19 protein-coding genes and 1 pseudogene are annotated in these 21,546 nt (G+C 54.2%); 15 read left to right on the forward strand and 5 right to left on the reverse strand.

Translation table 11 applies throughout. The features are described from left to right. The first annotated feature begins 161 nt into the window (after window positions 1-161). The 7 genes from rfaE2 (at window position 162) to DBZ16_RS05860 (ending at window position 6,101) form a co-directional block, all read left to right on the forward strand. Complete coding sequence (rfaE2, locus tag DBZ16_RS05830) at window positions 162-665, forward strand: D-glycero-beta-D-manno-heptose 1-phosphate adenylyltransferase (RefSeq protein ID WP_070514307.1); 504 nt, start codon at window positions 162-164, stop codon at window positions 663-665. Continuing rightward, window positions 662-2,461: a bifunctional biotin--[acetyl-CoA-carboxylase] ligase/type III pantothenate kinase gene (locus DBZ16_RS05835; RefSeq protein WP_107813291.1), complete on the forward strand. Its 1,800-nt coding sequence runs from the start codon at window positions 662-664 to the stop codon at window positions 2,459-2,461. Before rfaE2 ends, DBZ16_RS05835 begins: the two co-directional genes overlap by 4 nt. 182 nt (window positions 2,462-2,643) lie before the next feature. Continuing rightward, entirely contained in the window at window positions 2,644-3,531 is an 888-nt protein-coding gene (locus DBZ16_RS05840) for a cell division protein (protein WP_107813292.1), read from the forward strand. A gap of 172 nt (window positions 3,532-3,703) precedes the next feature. Beyond that, window positions 3,704-4,201, forward strand: coding sequence for a sel1 repeat family protein (locus DBZ16_RS05845; RefSeq protein ID WP_107813293.1), 498 nt, complete (start codon window positions 3,704-3,706; stop codon window positions 4,199-4,201). A 242-nt stretch (window positions 4,202-4,443) separates the two neighbouring features. Further along, a complete protein-coding gene (locus DBZ16_RS05850; RefSeq protein WP_002221492.1) occupies window positions 4,444-4,677 on the forward strand; it encodes an RNA-binding S4 domain-containing protein in 234 nt (77 codons plus the stop codon). Beyond that, window positions 4,655-4,873 (forward strand): hypothetical protein, encoded by a 219-nt coding sequence (locus tag DBZ16_RS05855; RefSeq protein WP_107813294.1) that lies wholly within the window; start codon window positions 4,655-4,657, stop codon window positions 4,871-4,873. The genes DBZ16_RS05850 and DBZ16_RS05855 overlap by 23 nt, the downstream gene beginning before the upstream one ends. 391 nt (window positions 4,874-5,264) lie before the next feature. Next, complete coding sequence (locus DBZ16_RS05860) at window positions 5,265-6,101, forward strand: PHP domain-containing protein (protein WP_107813295.1); 837 nt, start codon at window positions 5,265-5,267, stop codon at window positions 6,099-6,101. 200 nt (window positions 6,102-6,301) lie between these two features. Here the strand turns inward: DBZ16_RS05860 and DBZ16_RS05865 are convergent, their stop codons facing one another. Beyond that, complete coding sequence (locus tag DBZ16_RS05865) at window positions 6,302-7,876, reverse strand: inorganic phosphate transporter (protein WP_107813296.1); 1,575 nt, start codon at window positions 7,874-7,876, stop codon at window positions 6,302-6,304. Window positions 7,877-8,037: 161 nt separating this feature from the next. Here DBZ16_RS05865 and DBZ16_RS05870 point away from each other — a divergent pair, with 161 nt between their 5' ends. Further along, window positions 8,038-9,138: an anhydro-N-acetylmuramic acid kinase gene (locus DBZ16_RS05870; protein ID WP_107813297.1), complete on the forward strand. Its 1,101-nt coding sequence runs from the start codon at window positions 8,038-8,040 to the stop codon at window positions 9,136-9,138. A 273-nt stretch (window positions 9,139-9,411) separates the two neighbouring features. Here the strand turns inward: DBZ16_RS05870 and DBZ16_RS05880 are convergent, their stop codons facing one another. Then, a complete protein-coding gene (locus DBZ16_RS05880) occupies window positions 9,412-10,212 on the reverse strand; it encodes a factor H-binding protein (protein ID WP_107813299.1) in 801 nt (266 codons plus the stop codon). A 339-nt stretch (window positions 10,213-10,551) separates the two neighbouring features. Between DBZ16_RS05880 and dnaE the strand changes: the two genes are divergently transcribed. After that, window positions 10,552-13,986 (forward strand): DNA polymerase III subunit alpha, encoded by a 3,435-nt coding sequence (dnaE, locus tag DBZ16_RS05890; protein WP_107813300.1) that lies wholly within the window; start codon window positions 10,552-10,554, stop codon window positions 13,984-13,986. Between the two features lie 184 nt (window positions 13,987-14,170). After that, complete coding sequence (locus DBZ16_RS05895; RefSeq protein WP_107813301.1) at window positions 14,171-14,716, forward strand: cytosine permease; 546 nt, start codon at window positions 14,171-14,173, stop codon at window positions 14,714-14,716. Window positions 14,717-14,929: 213 nt separating this feature from the next. Here DBZ16_RS05895 and DBZ16_RS05900 read toward each other — a convergent pair whose 3' ends face one another. Beyond that, complete coding sequence (locus DBZ16_RS05900; RefSeq protein ID WP_107813302.1) at window positions 14,930-15,640, reverse strand: SAM-dependent methyltransferase; 711 nt, start codon at window positions 15,638-15,640, stop codon at window positions 14,930-14,932. 57 nt (window positions 15,641-15,697) lie between these two features. Next, window positions 15,698-16,288, reverse strand: a complete 591-nt coding sequence (locus DBZ16_RS05905; protein ID WP_107813303.1) for a Maf family protein — start codon at window positions 16,286-16,288, stop codon at window positions 15,698-15,700. A 54-nt stretch (window positions 16,289-16,342) separates the two neighbouring features. On the opposite strand from DBZ16_RS05905, the gene DBZ16_RS05910 reads away from it, so the two are divergent. The 5 genes and pseudogenes from DBZ16_RS05910 to DBZ16_RS16705 all read left to right on the forward strand — a co-directional run. Beyond that, entirely contained in the window at window positions 16,343-16,843 is a 501-nt protein-coding gene (locus tag DBZ16_RS05910; RefSeq protein ID WP_070682498.1) for a YceD family protein, read from the forward strand. Window positions 16,844-16,877: 34 nt separating this feature from the next. Next, window positions 16,878-17,057 (forward strand): 50S ribosomal protein L32, encoded by a 180-nt coding sequence (gene rpmF, locus DBZ16_RS05915; protein WP_003744026.1) that lies wholly within the window; start codon window positions 16,878-16,880, stop codon window positions 17,055-17,057. A gap of 159 nt (window positions 17,058-17,216) precedes the next feature. Then, window positions 17,217-17,744 (forward strand): phosphoribosyltransferase, encoded by a 528-nt coding sequence (locus tag DBZ16_RS05920; RefSeq protein WP_107813473.1) that lies wholly within the window; start codon window positions 17,217-17,219, stop codon window positions 17,742-17,744. 289 nt (window positions 17,745-18,033) lie between these two features. Then, window positions 18,034-19,107: a phosphate acyltransferase PlsX gene (plsX, locus tag DBZ16_RS05930; protein ID WP_107813304.1), complete on the forward strand. Its 1,074-nt coding sequence runs from the start codon at window positions 18,034-18,036 to the stop codon at window positions 19,105-19,107. Between the two features lie 178 nt (window positions 19,108-19,285). Then, a pseudogene (locus DBZ16_RS16705) lies at window positions 19,286-19,536 on the forward strand (hypothetical protein); the annotation flags it as partial. Between the two features lie 584 nt (window positions 19,537-20,120). Here the strand turns inward: DBZ16_RS16705 and DBZ16_RS05945 are convergent. Continuing rightward, window positions 20,121-21,539: an efflux transporter outer membrane subunit gene (locus tag DBZ16_RS05945; protein WP_107813306.1), complete on the reverse strand. Its 1,419-nt coding sequence runs from the start codon at window positions 21,537-21,539 to the stop codon at window positions 20,121-20,123. Between the last annotated feature and the right edge of the window lie 7 nt (window positions 21,540-21,546).

Here is a 21,546-nt window from a genome sequence, read left to right on the forward strand (position 1 = left end):
AACAGGTTCAGACAGGTATCAGCCCGTTCATCACATAAAAGTCGCAATTTTGCCCAAACCCACCTTTTCAGACGACCCCTTTCCCCTCCCCTCAAATTTACCTTTTCCGTCCGCTTCGGTATCATACCGCCTGTCTGTTTATCCCCAACGGAATCCCGATTATGTCTGACTGGTCCCTCCCCGATTTCGAACGCAAAATCTGCCCGCCCGAAGAATTGGCGCAGCGTTTGCACGAGCTTCCCCGTCCGCTGGTGTTTACCAACGGATGTTTCGATATTCTGCACAGGGGGCATGTTACCTATCTGGCGCAGGCGCGGTCGGCGGGGGCAGCGTTGGTATTGGCTTTGAACACGGATGCGTCCGTGCGCCGTTTGGGCAAAGGAGACGACCGTCCCGTCAATTCGCTGGAAAACCGCGCGGCGGTAGCGGCGGCATTGGCGAGCGTGGATTTGGTTACTTGGTTTGACGAAGACACGCCCGCCGAGTTGATCGAGCAAATCAAACCCGACATCCTGATTAAAGGCGGCGACTGGCCGGTCGAAAAAATCGTCGGCGCACAAGAAACGCTGGCGCGCGGCGGCAAAGTGTTTTCCATTCCGTTCTTGCACCAGACTTCCACCACGAAAACGCTGGAAAAAATCCGCGCAGCCGAGGGCGGCAAATGACCGCGCTGAAACTGCCGCACAGTCGGGTTTTGGCAGAACTTGCCGACGGTCTGCCGCAACACGTTTCCCATCTCGCGCGTATCGCGGGCGTGAAGCCGCACCAGCTCAACGGCTTTTGGCAACAGATGCCCGCACACATCCGCGGACTGCTGCGCCAACACGACGGACAATGGAGGCTCGTGCGCCCGCTTGCCTTGTTTAACGAAGAAGCCTTGCAGCATTTGGGCGCGGAACGCGGTTTTCAGACGACCTTAAAGCAAGAATGCACGTCCAGCAACGATGAAATCCTAAATCTGGTGCGCACTTCGCCCGAACAAGCCCATAAAGCGCTTTGCGTCGCGCATCTGCAAACCAAAGGCCGCGGGCGGCAAGGACGCAAGTGGACACACCGATTAGGCGAATGCCTGATGTTCAGCTTCGGCTGGGTATTTGACAAACCGCAGCACGAACTCGGTTCGCTCGCCCCCGCCGTCGCACTCGCCTGCCGCCGCGCCTTGGCTGCCTCGGGGTTGGACATACAAATCAAGTGGCCGAACGATTTGGTCGCCGGCAGGGACAAACTCGGCGGCATCCTGATCGAAACCGTCCGCAACGAGGGCAAAACCGCCGCCGTCATCGGCATCGGCATCAACTTCGTCCTGCCCAAAGAAGTTGAACACGCCGCCTCCGTCCAAGCCTTATTCCACAATATGCAGCTTGCCCGCGGTGCAGCCTCCGCACACTGCATCCCCGTCTCAACGCTATTAGACAAACTCTTGGGCGAACTCGATACCGTCCTGACGCAATACGCGCAAAACGGGTTCGCCCCCTTCCTCGGCGAATACCAAACCGCCCACCGCGACCACGGCAGACCCGTCCTGCTCCTACGCGACGGGCAAACCGTAAGCGAAGGCACCGTACTCAACGTCGATGCGCAAGGCGCGTTGCACCTGATGACATCGGCAGGCGAACAAACCGTCGTCAGCGGCGAAATCAGCCTGCGCCCCGACGACACGCCCCGCGCCGCCACGCCGCGTGCGCCCGAACGCCTGCTCCTGCTCGACGGCGGCAACAGCCAGCTCAAATGGGCATGGGTGGAAAACGGCGTGTTCAACGAAGTCACCCGCGCGCCCTACCGCGACTTGAGCAGGCTCGGCGAAGAATGGGCAGAGCGTTCAGACGACCGCACCCGCATCGTCGGCTGCGCCGTGTGTGGCGACCTCAAAAAAGCCCTCGTCGAAGCCCACCTGACCGCGCCCGTCCGCTGGCTGCCCTCGATGCCGCAGGCACTCGGCATCCGCAACCACTACCGCAACCCCGCCGAACACGGTTCCGACCGCTGGTTCAACGCCTTGGGCAGCCGCCGCTTCAGCCAAAACGCCTGCGTCGTCGTCAGCTGCGGCACCGCCGTAACCACCGACGCACTCACCGAAGACAACCACTACCTCGGCGGCACCATCATGCCCGGCTTCCACCTGATGAAAGAAGCCCTCGCCGCCAAAACCGCCAACCTCGACCGCCCCGCCGGCAAAGTGTACCCCTTCCCCACTACCACGCCCAACGCCATCACCAGCGGCATGATGGATGCCGTTTGCGGAGCCGTCATCATGATGCACGGGCGGCTGCAACAAAAAACGGGCGAAGGCAAACCCGTTGACGTCATCATTACCGGTGGCGGCGCAAGCAAAGTCGTCAACGCCCTGCCCAAGCAGTTTGTTTTGGACAATACGGTAAAAATTGTAGATAATCTCGTCATTTACGGTTTATTGAACTGGGTCGCGCACGAGCAGGAACAGACCGACACACTGCCCGAATAAGCAGCAACGCCGTAGCGCAGATTTAAAAAGGTCGTCTGAAAACATCAAACCGGGTTTTCAGACGACCTTCAGACGCAGCAAACTTCAGCCGATTGGTTTTGATGCCAATTCGCCACAAAATAACAACACAAAATCGTCCGCACACCACAACGGCACCCGAACACAAAAAAGGAAAACAACTCATGAAATGGCTTTTCGCCGCCCTCGTGGCACTCAACATCATCGTCTTCGGCGGCATGATTACGCACCGCCTCAACAACGCCAAATCCCCCGCCGCCACGCCCGTAGAAGGCGGCGCCCACGAACTTGCCCAACCCGAATCCCTGCGCCCGCAGCAAGCCCCCGCGTCTGCCGACAACGCGCAACCCGACTGGCTGCAAACCGACGAAACACAAGCCGACCTGCCCGAACCCGAATCCGAAGAAGCCATAGCCGAACGCAAGAAGAAAGAAGAAGAGGAACAGGCGCGCCGCGAAAAAGAAAAAAAAGAACGTGAAGAAAAAGCCCGCCGCGAAAAAGAAAAAGCCGCCGCCGAAAACACCAATCCGGCTGCTGCCACCAACGAAAATCCCGCCGCCAAAAACGCATCCGCCGCCCGCCAATGTACGTCCAACGCCAGCGTTACCCTTGACGAAGACGACTACCACCGCATCAAAGGTCTGCTGACCCGTTGGCCGCACGCCGCCAGCCGCACCGTAGAAAAACGCGGCGCATCGAAAGACCAAGCCGCCAAAACCTTCCGCGTCGTACTGCCCGCCGACAGCGAAGCAATGAACCGCCTCGAAGCCCTCGGCAACAAAGGCTTCAACGGCACGCTTCACAACGGCGAAATCAGCCTCGGCGTCATGAAAAGCCGCTCCTCCGCCCAAGTCCTCATCTCACGCCTGTCTGCAGCAGGTTTCGGCGGCGGACGCATCGTCGAACAAGACGACAAAGGCAACGCCGCCGACAGCACCCTCAGCGTTTCCCGCATGACCGTCATCTTCATGTCGGTCGATGAAAAAGACGCACAGGAAATCCGTAACATCGTCGGCCGCTACGGCAGCCTGAATATGAAAACCTGCAAATAAAACCCAAAGGTCGTCTGAACGTTTTCAGACGACCTTTTGCAAAGATGCAACAGATTAGGCGGCAGTCAAATCCCGTTTGGAAAACCGAATAGGTTAACGTTGATATCGCTCCCGCCTTTACGCTGCGAAACCGCCGACAAACCCTTATCCGCACAAAGGTTCTTGAGAAACCATGAAACCCGCCCAAACCTCCCTACTGTTCGCCCTTCTTCTCGGACTGCTGCCGGCGGCATACGCCGATGACTATGACGACGAAGCCTATCAAAACCTGATCACGCAATGCACGCGCAACCAGCTCGACAGTTGCGTCACACTCGGCATTTGGACCCGCGACTATCTGGAAAGCCCCGCCGATGCCTACCTGCCGCTGAAAAAAGCCTGCGACGGCAAAAACATGAAGGGCTGCAACGTATTGGCAAACCTCTATTTAGACCCATACAGCGGTCTGGGCATGGACTACCCCAAAGCCCTCGAACTCTACCGCAAAGCCTGCAAAGGCGGCTATGAAAACGCCTGCCGCAACGCCAAAGAAACCGAAGAGGAAATGCGCAATCAAACAGCGGAAGACCGCACAGCCAAACGGCAAGAGCGGCTGGAGGCATTGCAACGTTCCTGCATGGGCGAAAACGATGCCGCCTGCAGAGCCTTGCAACGCGAATTGCAACGCTGATATATAGTGGATTAACTTTAAACCAGTACGGCGTTGCCTCGCCTTAGCTCAAAGAGAACGATTCTCTAAGGTGCTGAAGCACCAAGTGAATCGGTTCCGTACTATCTGTACTGTCTGCGGCTTCGTCGCCTTGTCCTGATTTTTGTTAATCCACTATAGAAGTCGTGGTCGTCTGAAACGGCTTTCAGACGACCTATGCTACAATTTCACACATTCAAACCTTCCCCATTACAGGAAACCTCATGGAAGCCACCGTCTATCTCGAAGACAACGAATACATCGCCTTATGCGACCTTCTGAAGCTCGCTGGACTTGCCGAAAGCGGCGGGCAGGCGAAAGCGTTTATTGCCGAAGGGCTGGTGTTGCGCAACGGTGAAACCGAAACCCGCAAAACTGCCAAAATACGCGGCGGCGAAGTCATCGAGTTTGACGGCGCGCGCTTGGAAATCGCCGATGGATACGACCCAGAAGAATAAAGCCGAAGCGCTCTTGGGCGAGCCGCTTTTAGACGAACCCGTCCGCCCCGAATCGTGGGAATGCTGCGGCAGCGACTGCGGCGATGCCTGCATCCAGACGATTTATTGGACGGATAAAGCCCGCTACGACGCGCAACAGCGGAAATTGAAAGAAGCGGGTTGGTCGAACGACGGAGATAACGAAAAGGTCGTCTGAAAACGGTTCGGCTGGATAAAACCGCGTTTTCAGACGACCTTTTATAATGGATTAACTTTAAACCAGTACGGCATTGCCTCGCCTTAGCTCAAAGAGAACGATTCTCCAAGGTGCTGAAGCACCAAGTGAATCGGTTCCGTACTATCTGTACTGTCTGCGGCTTCGTCGCCTTGTCCTGATTTAAATTTAATCCACTATAATTTTCAAAAGCCGCAGGTCGGATACTTATTATCCGACAAAACGTTTAATGTTCCGCTGATTCAAATCATTACGGCAGGATTTGAAATGTCGGATTCAAGAATCCGAACTACTGGATTTCAGACGACCTTTGTCCGACTCGGTTTTCAACATGACCGTCCCCATCCTTCATTCACCACACACATAACGCCCCATGATAGACCTGCACTGCCATTCCACCGTTTCCGACGGTATGCTCTCTCCTGCCGAAGTCGTGCGCCTCGCGCATCAAAACGGCTGCACGCTGCTGGCGTTGACCGACCACGACCACACCGGCGGCATCGCTGAAGCGCGTGCCGAAGCCAATGAGCTCGGGCTGCGTTTCGTCAACGGCGTGGAAATCTCCGTAACTTGGCGCGGGCGCACCATACACGTCGTCGGTTTGGATTTTGACGAGCAGGACGAAAACCTGCAAAACCTGTTGGCACAAGTACGGCAAGGTCGTCTGAAACGCCTTGAAGCCATCGCCGCCAAGCTCGAAAAGAAAGGCATCGGCGGCGCATACGACGGCGCGCTCGCGCTGGCGGCAAACAAAGAAATGGTCAGCCGCACCCACATTGCCGAGTTCCTCATCCAAGCGGGACACGTCAAAAACAAGCAGCAGGCGTTCACCAAATACTTGGGCGACGGCAAATCCTGCGCCGTCCGCCACGAATGGGCAACGCTGGAAGACTGCGTATCCGCCGTCAACGGCGCGGGCGGCATGGTGGTCATCGCCCACCCGATGCGCTACGATTTGTCCGCCACCGCCAAGCGCAATCTGTTTGAAGAATTTAAAAGCCTCGGCGGTGTGGGCATCGAAGTCCACAGTGGCAACTGCTGCAAAAACGACCGCCTCAACTACGCGCTGCTGGCAGAACGCTTCGGCATGCTCGCCAGCGCGGGCAGCGATTTCCACCGCTTAAACGACTTCAGCGGCGGTATCCTCGGCGCGTGTCCCGAACTGCCGGAAAACTGCAAACCGGTTTGGGAGCATTTCAAAAAGGTTTGAGCCGACAAACTTCAAGAAAATATCTAAAAATTGCGTCCCATCATCCTTCTTTTCGTTTAGACGCCAACGTCCTACGTTCCAAACCCATTCACAACCAAACATCTTATCTTGCCTCATTTTTATCTTGATTTCGCCATAAAAAAGGTCGTCTGAAAGCGGGAACGGTACTTTCAGACGACCTTTTGTGTGGAAATCCGATATTAGAACAGTGCCTGCAGAATCAGGTAGCAGGTCACGGACAGGATAGCGGCGGCGGGTAAGGTGATGACCCATGCCAAGCCGATGGGTTTCATCAGCTTCCAGTTGGCGTTGCGGTTGACCAAGCCGATGCCGAGTACCGCGCCAACCAAAATATGGGTACTGGATACGGGCAGCCCCATAAAGGAGGCTGCCATCACGACGGCGGCGGCGGAAAGTTCGGCGGTAAAGCCTGAAGCGGGGTGCATTTCCGCCAAGCTGCTGCCGACGGTTTTAATCACTTCTTTGCCGACAAACCACAAGCCGACAATCAATGCGATACCGAATGTCAGCATGGCAATCGGCGGAACGGCGTTTTGTGAGGTAATGCTGTTGGTACGCAATGCGTCCATGATGGCGGCAAACGGGCCGATGGCGTTGGCAATATCGTTCGCGCCGTGGCTGAAGGCGAAGCCGCAGGCGGTAAACACCTGCATCCATGAGAACATTTGAAAGGTGGATTTATCCAAATCTTTGCGCTTCAGGCTTTTGGCGAATACAAACGTACCCATCCATACTGCCGCGCCAATCATGAAGATGGTCAGGAAGCTGTTGACGTTGCTCATGCCCAAGTGAAGGTTGTTCAAACCTTTGAAAATCAGCATGGCGGCAATCATCATCCCGCCGAAAGAGGCAATGAAGGGAACCCAAGAATGGAGTGCTTTATAGGAATCGACGTTGTTTTTGCGGTTGTCCAAGTCGTACAGACCGCGGTAGTACTCGGATTGCAGCTCGGAGGGATCAAAATCCGGCTCGTCGTAGATTTGCGCGTCGTGCGCCATTTTGGTGGCGTATTCGACTTTTTCGCTTTCGCTCAAGGCTTCAAAAAACAGGCGGTGCTGTTCTTTGTAAGCCTTTTTTTCTTGTTTGATGCCCTTGAGCGTACCTTCCGCCCAAGCGTTGTAATCCAAGACGTTTTTCTTGACTCGGGAAAACAATAAATAGGAAACCGTACCGCCCAAAACGGGCGACAAGACCCAAGACAAGGCGATTTCGCCCAATTTGCCCCACTGAATCAGCTCGCCCGCATTCATATTGTTCATGACCGCCATACACACCGCGCTACCGACGATACCGCCGATAATGGCGTGGGTAGTGGAAACAGGCAGGCCTTTGCGCGAGGCGAACAGAAGCCACAATGCCGCTGCGAGCAGCGCGGACATCATGATAAAGACAAACTGCATGGGTTGAAGGTCGATGCCGTTCAGATCCACAATGCCTTTACGTATGGTATCGGTCACTTCGCCGCCCGCAATCACCGCGCCACTGACCTCAAACACCGCCGCAATCAGCAAAGCTTGGGGAATCGTCAGCGTACCGGAGCCGACGCTGGTACCGAAAGAATTGGCGATATCGTTACCGCCCACGTTAAACGCCATGAAAACGCCGAACATGGTAGCGATAATGAACAATATAGAATGGTTGTAATGGGTATAGCCCAAGCCCCAGTAAATAAAATAGCCGACCATGCCCACCAGCATAGCGGCAAAGACAGCATTAATCAGCTTCAAGTTGGCACTCATCTGAGTTTGAGCCATAGGATCAGCTTCCTTAAGAATTGCGGATGTGTTTCGGACTATTGTAACCTTTTTGCAATCTTTCTTGAAACATTTATTTACCTGCGCCGCGCCAAATACCTGACAAAGCGCAAAACCGCGTTAAAATGTTTTTCTTTACGGCTTAATCCGAACCACGACCCATGAATACCCAACTTTATATCGGCATCATGTCCGGCACCAGCATGGACGGTGCAGATGCCGTGCTTATCCGTATGCAGGGCAATCAATGGCAGGGCGCGCTGGCTCATGCCTTTACCCCGTATTCAGACGACCTCCGTCAGGAGCTGCTTGACCTTCAAAATATCGGCTACAACGAATTGCACCGCAGCAATATCCTATCCCAGACCCTCAGCCGCCTTTACGCGCAAACCGTCCACACCCTCCTCTCAGAACAAAACCTGCCCGCCGAAGCCGTTACCGCCATCGGCTGCCACGGACAAACCGTCCGCCATGCCCCAGAACACGGTTACAGCATCCAGCTTGCCGACCTGCCCCTACTGGCGGAACTGACCGGCATTTTTACCATCGGCGATTTCCGCAGCCGCGATTTGGCTTCGGGCGGACAAGGCGCGCCGCTGGTTCCCGCCTTCCATCAAGCCCTGTTCCAGCATCCGCAGGAAACCCGCGTCGTCCTCAATATCGGCGGCATCTCCAACATCAGCGTCTTACCGCCGCAGCAAGCCGCTTTCGGCTTCGATACCGGCCCCGGTAATATGCTGATGGACGCGTGGATGCAGCACAACTGGCAGCAGTCATACGACCGCGACGGACAACGCGCCGCACAAGGCACTATCCTGCCTGATTTATTGAACAACCTACTCGACCATCCCTATTTCAGACGACCCCATCCCAAAAGTACGGGCAGGGAGCTTTTCTCCCTAAACTGGCTTCAAGGTCGTCTGAAAGGCAGTGAAAAGCCCGAAGATGTTTTAAGAACCTTGGTTCGCTACACCGCACAAACCATCCGCGACGCCGTCGATACAGCCGCCCCCGACACGCGCAATCTCTATGTCTGCGGCGGCGGCATCCGCAATCCGGTTTTGATGCAGGATTTGGCAGACCTGTTCTCCCCCGCTGTCGGATTGAACAGCACCGCAGCACTCCACCTTGACCCGCAATGGGTCGAAGCCGCCGCTTTCGCCTGGCTCGCCGCGTGCTGGATAAACCGAACGCCCAGCAGCCCGAACCATGCGACAGGCGCAGCCAAAGCCTGCATCTTGGGCGCAGGCCACTACGCCTGATGTCCGGTTTCAGACGACCCTTTCAAGACCGTCTGCAATCACCGAACAATATAGTGGATTAAATTTAAATCAGGACAAGGCGACGAAGCCGCAGACAGTACAGATAGTACGGCAAGGCGAGGCAACGCCGTACTGGTTTAAAGTTAATCCACTATAAGGCTTCCTTCCAATATCCGCCCCATCAAAAAAGGTCGTCTGAAAAGCAGCAAACTAGGCTTGAAACCTGGTTGAACCGCGTTTTCAGACGACCTTTTAACACGTCTCTTTCAATTATTATTCTTTTTTACCGGCAAGTCCGATATCTTTCTCTTTATCGCCGACTTTCACTTGCGCCTTACCGGCAATCTCTTCAGCCTTGCTGCCGAAAATGTTCAAACGGTAGCTGCCTTTGTCTTCATTGTTGAGCGTCGCGCGTCCGTTGATTGCCGAACCTGCCCCTGCTGCGGCAATGTTGGCGGCAGCCAAGTCGACATTGTAATCAGGTGCCATGCCGCTGATTTTGCCCTGACCTTGTTTTTTCTCAAAATCGATGGTGTACGTCAGGCGGCCGCTATTATCGTCGCCGTTGAACGCAATGCCGCGGTAGGTATAGCTGCCCAGTTGCGGCAAGTCTTTAAAGGCAACTTCCTTACCTTGCACTTCGCCAACTTTAAATTCATACGCTTGCAAGTCTTTCAGCTTGTTGCCGTCGGTAGGATCGGCTTTCTGCTTGATATATTTGGCAGCGACCGCCGAATTGTCTTGCTTGTAAACCATAAAATCGCCGCTTTCCAAATCGATGACCTGTCCGTTGACATTGATTTTACCGACGTAGTCATAATAGGAAATCTTGTCGCGCTTCAAAAAGGCAGTGTCCAAATTGTCGCCTTTTTTAAGCGTTTGTACCTTATTGTTGGCATTCAACTGCATCGTGCCGTTTTCGGGAACGCTCTCGAAAACGGTAATGTATTTCACGCCCTTAGCCTTAGGATCAAAGCCTTTACTGATTGCATCGGACAGCGCGGAAGAGGAGCTGCCGCAAGCGGCAAGCGTAGAGACCAAAGATGCAGCAAGAACCAAGCGGACGGCTTTCATAGTTTTCCTTTCGTTTAAAGCTGTTTAATAACATGTTCATATTATAGTATTCATCGTTAGATGACGCATGATTTAAATCAATATTCATCATCACTATTTCACCGTTTTGCCTGCCTTTGCAGTTCATACCGTTGTCTTTTCATTTTTGTGAAACCGTTTCACATTTTCATTGATTGCCAAACAAACCGATACCATGATGCTTCCGCCATCTACCCCTACCGTTGAGGTCGTCTGAAACCCCGCTACGCTCCTTTTGGCGAAACTCGCTTCACTCGTTTTCAGACGACCTTTTTCCAACCCTGCTACAATACGCCTTTTATTGTTCACGCCGATTTTGCCATGACCGAGCCGACCTACATCCCGCTGCGCCTGCATACCGAGTTTTCGATTACCGACGGTATGGTGCGGATTAAAAAACTGATTGCCAAAGCGCAGGAATACGGTTTGCCTGCTTTGGGCATCAGCGATTTGATGAACGAATTCGGTTTGGTGAAATTCTATAAAGCCTGCCGCAGCGCGGGGATTAAGCCCGTCGGGGCGGCGGATGTGTGGATAGGCAATCCGAATGCGCCCGACAAGCCGTTCCGTGCCATGCTGATTATCCGCAACGATGCGGGCTATCTGCGCTTGAGCGAGCTTTTGACGGCGGCTTATGTCGGCAAAGACCGCAATGTCCATCACGCAGAACTCAATCCCGAATGGCTGGAAAACGGCGACAACAGCGGCTTGATTTGTTTGAGCGGCGCGCATTACGGCGAAGTGGGCGTGAATCTGTTGAACGGCAATGAAGACGCGGCGCGTGCGGCGGCGTTGAAGTATGCGGCTTGGTTTCCCGATGCGTTTTATCTGGAGCTGCAACGCCTGCCCGAACGTCCCGAATGGGAGGCTTGCGTTTCGGGCAGCGTGAAGCTGGCGGAGGAACTGGGTTTGCCGGTGGTGGCGACGCATCCGACGCAGTTTATGAGCCGCGACGATTTCAACGCGCACGAGGCGCGGGTGTGCATCGCAGGCGGCTGGGTGCTGACGGACAAGAAACGTCCGCGCGATTTTACGCCGAGCCAGTTTTTCATTCCGCCGGAAACGATGCTGGAGCGTTTCGCTGACTTGCCCGAAGCCTTGGAAAACACGGTGGAAATCGCCAAACGCTGTAATCTGCACATCACATTGGGCAAAAACTTCCTGCCCCTGTTCCCGACGCCCGACGACCTGTCGCTCGACGATTATCTGGTGAAGCTATCCAACGAGGGCTTGCAGGAACGCATGGTTCAGCTTTATCCCGACGAGGCGGAGCGGGCGGCGAAAATGCCGGAATATCAGGAGCGGCTGGATTTTGAGTTGAACATCATCATCCAGATGAAATTCCCCGGCTATTTCCTTATCGTACAAGACTTTATCAACTGGGCGAAAACGCACGGCTGTCCGGTGGGGCCGGGACGCGGTTCGGGCGCGGGTTCGCTGGTGGCGTATTCGCTGAAAATTACCGACCTCGACCCGCTGAAATACGCGCTGCTGTTCGAGCGTTTCTTAAACCCCGAACGCGTTTCCATGCCCGACTTCGACGTGGACTTTTGTCAAAGCAACCGCGGCCGTGTGATTGAGTATGTGCGCGACAAATACGGCGCGCAGGCGGTGAGCCAGATTGTGACCTTCGGCACGATGTCGTCCAAAGCGGTGATTCGCGATGTGGGGCGCGTGCTGGAGCTGCCGTTTACCCTGTGCGACAAACTGTCGAAGCTGATTCCGCTGGAGGCCAACAAACCTTTGGGTTTGGACGACGCGATGAAGGCGGAGCCGCAGATTCAGGAATTGATTGAAGCGGAAGAAGCGGACGAACTGATTACGCTGGCGAAAAAGCTGGAAGACCTGACGCGCGGTTTGGGTATGCACGCGGGCGGCGTGTTGATTGCGCCGGGCAAGATTTCCGATTACAGCCCCGTGTATCAGGCGGACGAATCCGCCTCGCCCGTATCCATGTACGACAAGGGCGACGTGGAAGACGTGGGTTTGGTGAAGTTCGACTTTTTAGGCCTGCGCAACCTGACCATTATCGAAATGGCGCAGAACAACATCAAAAACACCACCGGCGATATTGTCGATGTCGGCAAAATCCCGCTCGACGACCAGGCTGCCTACAAAATCTTCCGCGACGCGAACACCACCGCCGTATTCCAGTTCGAGTCAACCGGCATGAAAAAAATGCTGAAAACGGCGCACACCACCAAGTTTGAAGAACTCATCGCCTTCGTATCGCTCTACCGCCCCGGCCCGATGGACAACATCCCCGACTTCGTCGCGCGTATGAAGGGACAGGAATTCCAATACATCCACCCGCTGCTCGAAGGCATCCTCGCACCGACCTACGGAATTATGGTGTATCAGGAACAAGTGATGCAGGCGGCTCAGATTATCGGCGGCTACTCGCTCGGCGGTGCGGACTTGCTGCGCCGCGCCATGGGTAAGAAAAAGCCCGAAGAGATGGTGAAACACCGCGAAATCTTCGCCGAAGGCGCGGCAAAACAAGGCATTTCGCGCGAAAAATCCGACGAAATCTTCAACTACATGGAAAAATTCGCCGGCTACGGTTTCAACAAATCCCACGCCGCCGCCTACGCCCTGATTTCCTATCAGACCGCATGGCTCAAAGCCCACTACCCCGCCGAATTTATGGCGGCAACCATGTCGTCTGAATTGGACAACACTGACCAGCTCAAGCATTTCTACGACGACTGCCGCGCCAACGGCATCGAGTTCCTGCCGCCCGACATCAACGAATCCGACTACCGCTTCACACCGTATCCGAACATGAAAATCCGCTACGCGCTCGGCGCGATTAAAGGCACGGGCGAAGCCGCCGTCGAATCCATCATCGCCGCGCGGCAAAGCGGCGGCAAGTTTACCGGCCTGTTGGACTTCTGCGAGCGCGTCGGCAAAGAACACATGAACCGCCGCACCCTCGAAGCCCTGATACGCGGCGGCGCGTTCGACAGCATCGAACCCAACCGCGCCATGCTCTTGGCAAACATCGACCTCGCCATGAACAACGCCGACCAAAAAGCCGCCAACGCCAATCAGGGCGGGCTCTTCGACATGATGGAAGACGCCATCGAACCGGTGCAGCTTATCGACGCGCCCATGTGGAGCGAATCGGAAAAACTCGCCGAAGAAAAAACCGTCATCGGCTTTTATCTGTCCGGCCACCCGTTCGGCCCGTATGCCCAAGAAGTCCGCCAAATCGCCCCGACCAAATTAGGCCGTCTGAAACCGCAAGACAGCGTGCGCCTCGCCGGATTCGTTACCGCCGTGCGCACCATGATGGGCAAGCGCGGCAAAATCGCCTTCGTCAGCCTCGAAGATTTGAGCGGGCAGATTGAAATCATGGTCAGCGGCCAGACGCTGGAAAACTGCGCCGGCTACCTCAAATCCGATCAAGTGCTGATTATCGAATCCAAAGTCAGCCGCGACGACTACGGCGGCGGCGACGGGCTGCGCATCATGGCAAACCAAGTCATGACCCTGCAAATGGCGCGCGAACGCTACGCCCGCAGCCTCAGCCTCGCCCTCGCCCCCGGCCACGACATCGAACGCCTCGCTGCCATCCTCACCGCCCACCGCCTGCACGACACGTCGCACATCCCGCTGCAACTGTCGTACAGCAATCACAAAGCGTCGGGCAGGTTTCAAGTGCCGCCGAAATGGATGATTACGCCGAGCTCCGCGTTATTCGATGAATTGGAAAAACTGCTCGGCAGTCGGGCGGTACGCGTAAATTGGTAAGGCGCAGGGGTCGTCTGAAATCATGACGAAAAGCCGCCGAAGCGCATCGCCATAAAATGTAAAAACATACCCTTATTTTTCAGACGACGTTTGATAACTGTCTATCTAAAATGTTCAAAAACGTCGTCTGAAAACGCAAAACCACACCACATTACAACCAAATCATCACTCACCACACCACATCATGAACACATACCAAGAAGAACCTGACGGCTTCATCCTCTACGACGACAGGCCCGACCCCTTCGACAACCGCCGCGCCAGCCGTACGCGCTTTGCAGCAGTAAACCTGCCCATTTTGCTGGGCATCAGCGCAGTGTCCGCACTATTGCTGTGGATAACCCAATCATGTTTGGGTCAATGCGGCATCAACCGACAGGTCGGCGGCGCAGTGCATGTTTTTGGCATCGCCCTTTACGGTCTGCTGCACTATCAAAGTACCTGGCTGGAAAAGCGGTGCAATGATGCTGGAAAAGGACATTATCCGGCGATATGGATGTTCAGAATCAGCATCGTACTTGCCGCCATCAGCCTGATCTTGCCAGTATTTACCTTGCCTATGGTCGCGGGCGGACTGCTTCAATTCGTCTACGGCATGATATTGCCGTCCAACCCGTTGCCCAACCTGATGGGCTATCCCAAAACCAACTCAACAGCCCTGCAAATCTGCGCGCTCTTAGCATGTATCACGGCAGTGGTGATGGCTGTCGGATTACTGCATTGGTTTTAAGCTTTTCAAAATATAGTGGATTAAATTTAAACCAGTACGGCGTTGCCTCGCCTTGCCGTACTATTTGTACTGTCTGCGGCTTCGTCGCCTTGTCCTGATTTAAATTTAATCCACTATAAAACAAAGGTCGTCTGAAAACCTTGTACAGAAGGTTTTCAGACGACCTTTTTCAGTATGACGGGCGAGTCCGTCAAACCGCCCGCCCCTACTTTCCTAGCCCGCGTGCAACACAAATATCGTCGGGCGTTTTTTTAAATTCGGCAGCGTTTTCATTTTCCGCCAAGCGGCAACGGTTTGGCTGATGATTTCCTGTGTCGGCAAAGTCAGGTCGGTTGCGGTGCAGAGGCGGGTTTCAGGGTGCAGCGTTTCCAGTGCGTCGGCAAGCAGCGCGTCGTTGCGGTAAGGCGTTTCGATGAAAAGCTGGGTTTCGTTTTGCTGGCGTGAACGCTGTTCCAAGCTCTTCAAAGTGGCAATACGCTCGCTTTTCTCCGACGGCAGATAGCCTTTAAACGTGAAATTCTGCCCGTTTGCCCCCGAAGCCATCAGCGCCAGCAACAGGCTGGACGGACCGACCAGCGGACGGACTTCATAGCCGTGTCGGTGCGCCAATGCCACCAGATTCGCGCCGGGATCGGCAACTGCGGGACAACCTGCTTCGCTGAGAATGCCCATGCTGCGCCCTTCCTGCAAAGGTTTCAAAAGCTCGGGCAGGGTTTTCAGGTCGGTGTGTTCGTTTAAAGTTTGCAGGTTCAGCTCGCGGATGGGCGTCGTGATACCCAAATGTTTCAAATGGGCGCGGGCAGTTTTTTCAGCTTCGACGACGAAATCGGTCAAACCGGTAATCTGCGCCTGTTCGTGCGGCAGCAGGCAAGGCGTGTCGGGCGCGCCCAAAGGGGTGGGAATCAGGTAAAGAATCGGGGACATGATGGGTTTCCTATACGGAAGGTCGTCTGAAACCGTCAAACGGCTTTTTCAGACGACCTAAATGATTTCTACGCCTTCGTTTTTTAAAAACTCGACCAGTTTGAAGATGGGCAAACCGATAAGCGCGTTCGGGTCGCTGCTGTCTATACGCTCCAGCAACGCCGCACCCAAGCCCTCGCTCTTCGCCGCACCCGCGCAGTAAACCGCATCCGGTTCGCGCGCCAGATAACGTTCAATCTGCCCGTCTGTCAGCGTACGCATCACGACCGACGTGTTATCGACATGACGCTGAATGCGTCCCGAAGCAGTATTCAAAAGCACGATTGCGCTGTAAAATTCGATTTTTCTGCCGCTCAAATCCCTGAGCATTTGTTGTGCATTTGCGACGTTCATCGGTTTGCCCAACTGGCGGTCATTGCACCACGCCACTTGGTCCGCGCCGATCACCAGTGCGGCAGGAAATCGAGCCGCCAGCGAACGTGCCTTTCCTTCCGCCAAACGTAAGGCAGTATCCGCCGCGTTTTCACCCGCAGCAGGCGTTTCGTCGAAATCAGGCGCGGCAGTTTGAAAATCAATACCCAAACGCTCAAGCTGCGCGCGGCGGAACACCGAACCCGAACCCAATATCAAAGGCAGTTTTGCACTCATATTTTGCTTAAAAATATTGACGTTAGACTGTCGAAATTATATCATACCCTGTTTATGTCAGACCCTAATTTGATTGACCCAGAAGTTTTCGCCTCCGAAAAGCAGAGCCTGCAAGGCAGCTTTCTGCTTGAGGAATTGGACGAACGAGTCCGTTCACACGATTATCCGGCCGACAAACAGACCAAAGTGTCGTTTACGCTTAGCGGCGGACGCGACCGACTGCAGCGTTTGTTTCTCGATTTGAACGTCAAAGCCGATATGCCGCTGATTTGCCAACGATGTATCCGCCCCATGCCGTTTACGCTCGACGAAACCAGCCGCATTGTTTTGTTCGCCAATGAAGAGGACTTGGATGAAGCAATGCTTGCCGACGAAGAGTTGGAAGGCATGCCGATTGAGAAAGAACTCGACGTACGCGGGTTGGTGGAAGACCAAATCCTAATGTCGCTCCCCTTCTCCCCGCGCCACGAAAACTGCGACAATGCCGCGCTGGAACAAGTCAATCAGGACAAACCCAACCCTTTTGCTGTTTTAGCAGGTTTGAAAAGCAGTTAACCAGGACACAGTTTTATTTATCTAGGAGCTTGAAATGGCCGTTCAACAAAACAAAAAATCCCCTTCTAAACGCGGTATGCACCGCTCTCACGACGCTTTGACTGCGCCTTCTCTGTCTGTTGACAGCGTAACCGGCGAAGTACACCGCCCGCACCACATTTCCCCCAACGGTATGTACCGCGGTCGTAAAGTAGTGAAAGCCAAAGGCGAATAATCTTATTCGACTGACTGAAAAAGCCAGAATATTGCCATGCAATGCTGGCTTTTTTACATTACATCCGAACTGCCCGACTTCATGCCTGACCATGCTTCAAAATGCGGCACAAAATCCTTGCAGTTCAAACTGATACACCCCATTAAATCGGGAATCGCCATGAAACAGAAAATCTGGTACACCTACGACGACATCCACCGCGTTATCAAAGCGTTGGCGGAAAAAATCCAAAACTCCGGCGTCAAATACGATGCCATGATCGCCATCGGCGGCGGCGGCTTCATTCCCGCCCGTATGCTGCGCTGCTTTCTGGAAATCCCGATTTACGCCGTAACCACCGCCTATTACGACAGCGACAACGAAGGACAGGTAACGGAAGAAGTCAAAAAAGTCCAATGGCTCGACCCCGTGCCTGACGCGCTGAAAGGCAAGAACGTACTCGTCGTCGATGAAGTCGACGACAGCCGCGTAACCATGGAATTCTGCCTGACCGAGTTGCAAAAAGAAGATTTCGGCACCGTCGGCGTTGCCGTCCTGCACGAAAAAATCAAAGCCAAAGTCGGCAAAATCCCCGAAGGCATCCCCTACTTCAGCGGACTTACCGTAGAAGACTGGTGGATCAACTACCCTTGGGACGCGCTCGACATCGACGAACACAACCGCCACGCTGCCGAAGGTAAAAAATAAGCCCGCGACGGAGAAGCCCGCCTTCTCCCGAAACAGCAAAAGCGAAATCCGTAGAACACCGATAAAACGAGATTTTGCCTCTTTTCAGCGCATCTTCATAAAACGCATTAGAATGTGGAACGCAACACTTCAATCCGAAGCACCCGACCACACATACACCCTATTTTCAGACGACCCCCATACCGCATATTGCAAAAAGGTCGTCTGAAACCGATTGTGAAGCAGAACAAACCCACAGAGGCAGCCGACACCGCCCTCTTCCGCTTCACCGCACAAACCGGAGAACAACATGATTACATTGGCCGTAGATGCCATGGGCGGCGACTTAGGTCTCGCAGTTACCGTCCCCGGTGCCCTTGCCTTTTTGAAACAACAGCAAGACGTACACCTCATTATGGTCGGCGACGAATCCGCCGTCCGCCAAGCCCTCTCCGCAGCCAACGCGCCGATGGAGCGCATTACCGTACTCCATGCCTCCGAAGTCGTCGGCATGGACGAAGCCCCGCAGCTTGCCCTGAAAAACAAAAAAGACTCCTCCATGCGCATTGCCATCAACCAAGTCAAAGAAGGCACTGCGCAAGCCGCCGTCTCCGCCGGCAACACCGGCGCGCTCATGGCGACCGCCCGCTTCGTCCTCAAAACCATTCCCGGCATCGACCGCCCCGCCATCGCAAAATTCCTGCCCTCCGACAGCGAACACCTGACCCTCGCCCTCGATTTGGGCGCAAACGTTGACTGCACGCCCGAGCAGCTCGTACAGTTCGCCATCATCGGCAACGAACTCTTCCAAGCCCTCTACCCGCAAAAAGGCAGCCCGCGCGTCGGCCTGCTTAACGTCGGCACCGAAGACATCAAAGGCACGGACACCGTCAAACAAACCTTCAAACTGCTCAAAAGCAGCAAACTGAATTTTATCGGCAACATCGAAAGCAACGGCATCCTGTACGGCGAAGCCGATGTTATTGTCGCAGACGGCTTTGTCGGCAACATCATGCTCAAAACCATCGAAGGCGCGGTCAAATTCATGAGCGGAGCCATCCGCCAAGAATTCCAACGCAACCTGTTCAACAAAATGGCCGCCGTCGCCGCCCTCCCTGCCCTAAAAGGTCTGAAAAGCAAACTGGATCCGCGCAAATTCAACGGCGCGATTCTGCTCGGTCTGCGCGGCATCGTCATCAAAAGCCACGGCGGTACAGACGATATCGGCTTCAGCTATGCTTTAGAAGAAGCCTACCACGAAGCAAAATCCGCCAGCCTGTCCAAGATCGAGCAAGGCGTCGCCGAACAATTCGCCGCATTGGAAGCGATTAAAGCGGAACAAGCCGCTCAAGAAGAACAGCAAGCCGAAGAAACCAAAGTTTAAGGTCTCTGCGCAAATCCTCCAAGCGTGTTTGCTACATAGGCAAAGGGTCGTCTGAAAATGGATTTCAGACGACCCTTTTGAGTTTGAACCATTCAGTCCATCAACGTTTAATTAACCCGACGCAGCCTAGTCTCGTCCTAAAGCACCACCATATGCTTGATCGTCTCCACATCCTCATTATAGTGGATTAAATTTAAATCAGGACAAGGCGACGAAGCCGCAGACAGTACAGATAGTACGGAACCGATTCACTTGGTGCTTCAGTACCTTAGAGAATCGTTCTTTTTGAGCTAAGGCGAGGCAACGCCGTACTGGTTTAAAGTTAATCCACTATACAACGCTTCAAACCGATACAACTTAATACGCTTTTATCTCCATTGTCTCCGAACATCACCAACACCACTCATTAAATCTTATTATTTTTCATAGCATTAAGTGCAATTTACAATTTCTTATCTTTTTAGTATTGATAATTATTTCTATTAGCGTATAATCAAAACCACTCGGAAGCCGTCCGCTCCGAGCCATTAAACGACAGATTATCCCCTCTTCTTTTGTCTCATTACCTCTGGAGTGCGCATATACGAGAAATACCGTTCCCATTTATATCAGATACTCAAAACCGAAAAACACAAAACCCGCTATCTCGACAGCGGGTTTTGTGTTTGTATGGATAGCGAAACGGAATCCCCGTCAAACTGAGCATTGTATAGTGAATTAAATTTAAACCAGTACGGCGTTGCCTCGCCTTGCCGTACTATTTGTACTGTCTGCGGCTTCGTCGCCTTGTCCTGATTTTTGTTAATCCACTATAAAAAGCCAAACTGGCGAAAGCCCCTCTTCCGATGACACCTTTTCATTCATGGACAAAAGCTCGTCTGAAATGGAAATCTCCGATTTCAGACGACCTCTAACCAAACATCCAAAAAGCGAACCCTAATATAAAACGTCGTCTGAAAACCAGATATCCGGTTTTAAGACGACGTTTTTAATGCCGTTTATTTCAAACAGTCTTACTGCTGCGCGGCTGACTGGCCAACGGTTTCGCGTTTCAAACCGCCGCCGAGTGCTTTATAGAGGTCGGCGAGGTTTTCGAGGCGGGTAAGCTGGTTGGCAAGCAACGCGGTTTCTGCGCCATAGCTGCTGCGTTCTGCGTCAAGCAGGTCAAGGGCGTTGGATACGCCGTGTTTGTAGCGCAGATTGATGAGACGCAGGGTGTCGTTGTAGGCGCGGCTTTGTTTGTTTAGCGCGGCGTAGCTCTTGTCGAGTTGCTCGCGTGCGACCAAGGCGTTGGATACGTCTTGGAAAGCGGCTTGGACGGCGGCTTCGTACGCGACGATTTGCGCCTCTTTACGCAGCGTGGCTACGTCAAGATTCGCTTTGTTGCTACCCCAGTTGAAAATCGGCAGGGTAATGGAGGGGGCGAACGACCAAATGCCTGTACCGCTTTTGAAAAGACCGCTCAACTCGCCGGACGCTGTGCCGACCGAACCGGTCAGGCTGATGGTAGGGAAGAAGGCGGCACGCGCTGCGCCGATGTTGGCATTGGCTTGTTTGAGCAAGTGTTCTGCGGCGCGGATGTCGGGACGGTTCAGCAGCACTTCGGAACTCAAGCCGGCAGGCAGTCGGGTGATTTTGAACTGTTTGCTCAAAGGCAGCGCGGCAGGCAGGTCTTCCGGCAGGGGTTGGTTAATCAGGGTCGCCAAGGCATTGCGGGCCTGTTCGCGATTTTTGACGGCGTTCGCGTAATCGGCTTTGGCGGATTCAATCAGGGCTTCCTGTTGACGCAAATCGACGGCGGAAATCACGCCTGCTTTGTGGCGCATTTGGGAAAGTTTGTAAGTGGTTTCGCGGGTTTTAAGCACGCGCTGCGCCAATGCCATCGATTCTTGGGCGTACAGTTCGTTGAAATGGGCTTTAGCAACGGCGGCAATCAAGGCAAGGTGAGCGGCATCACGGTTCGCAGCTACGCTGAAATAACCTTGCAATGCGGCTTGGCTGTTGCTGCGGACACGTCCGAAAAGGTCCAGCTCGTAGGCTGCCGCGCCCAAACCGACGGTGTATTCGCTGCGGGTAACGCCGCCGCTCAAACTGCCTACCCGAGTTCCGGTACCGCTGGCGTTGATGCTCGGCAGCAGGTCGTTGCGGGCAATCATGTATTGTTTGCGGTAGATTTCGGCGTTCAATGCGGCGGTGCGCAAGTCGGTATTGCGTTCCAACGCGATGTCGATAAGGCGGTGCAGGCGCGGGTCGGCAAAGAAGTCCTGCCAGCCCAAGTCGGCGGCGCGGATACCGTCGTCGAAGGTGTCGTATTTGAAGGTTTCGGCAACTTCAACCTGCGGTTGTTCGTATTTCGGGATCATGGTACAGGCGGACAGCGCGACGGCTGCGGCGACGGTACTCAATACCGTTTTGAATGTCTTTTTGTTCATAAGGATT

The organism is Neisseria sicca, assembly GCF_003044565.1.
GTDB lineage: Bacteria > Pseudomonadota > Gammaproteobacteria > Burkholderiales > Neisseriaceae > Neisseria > Neisseria sicca_A.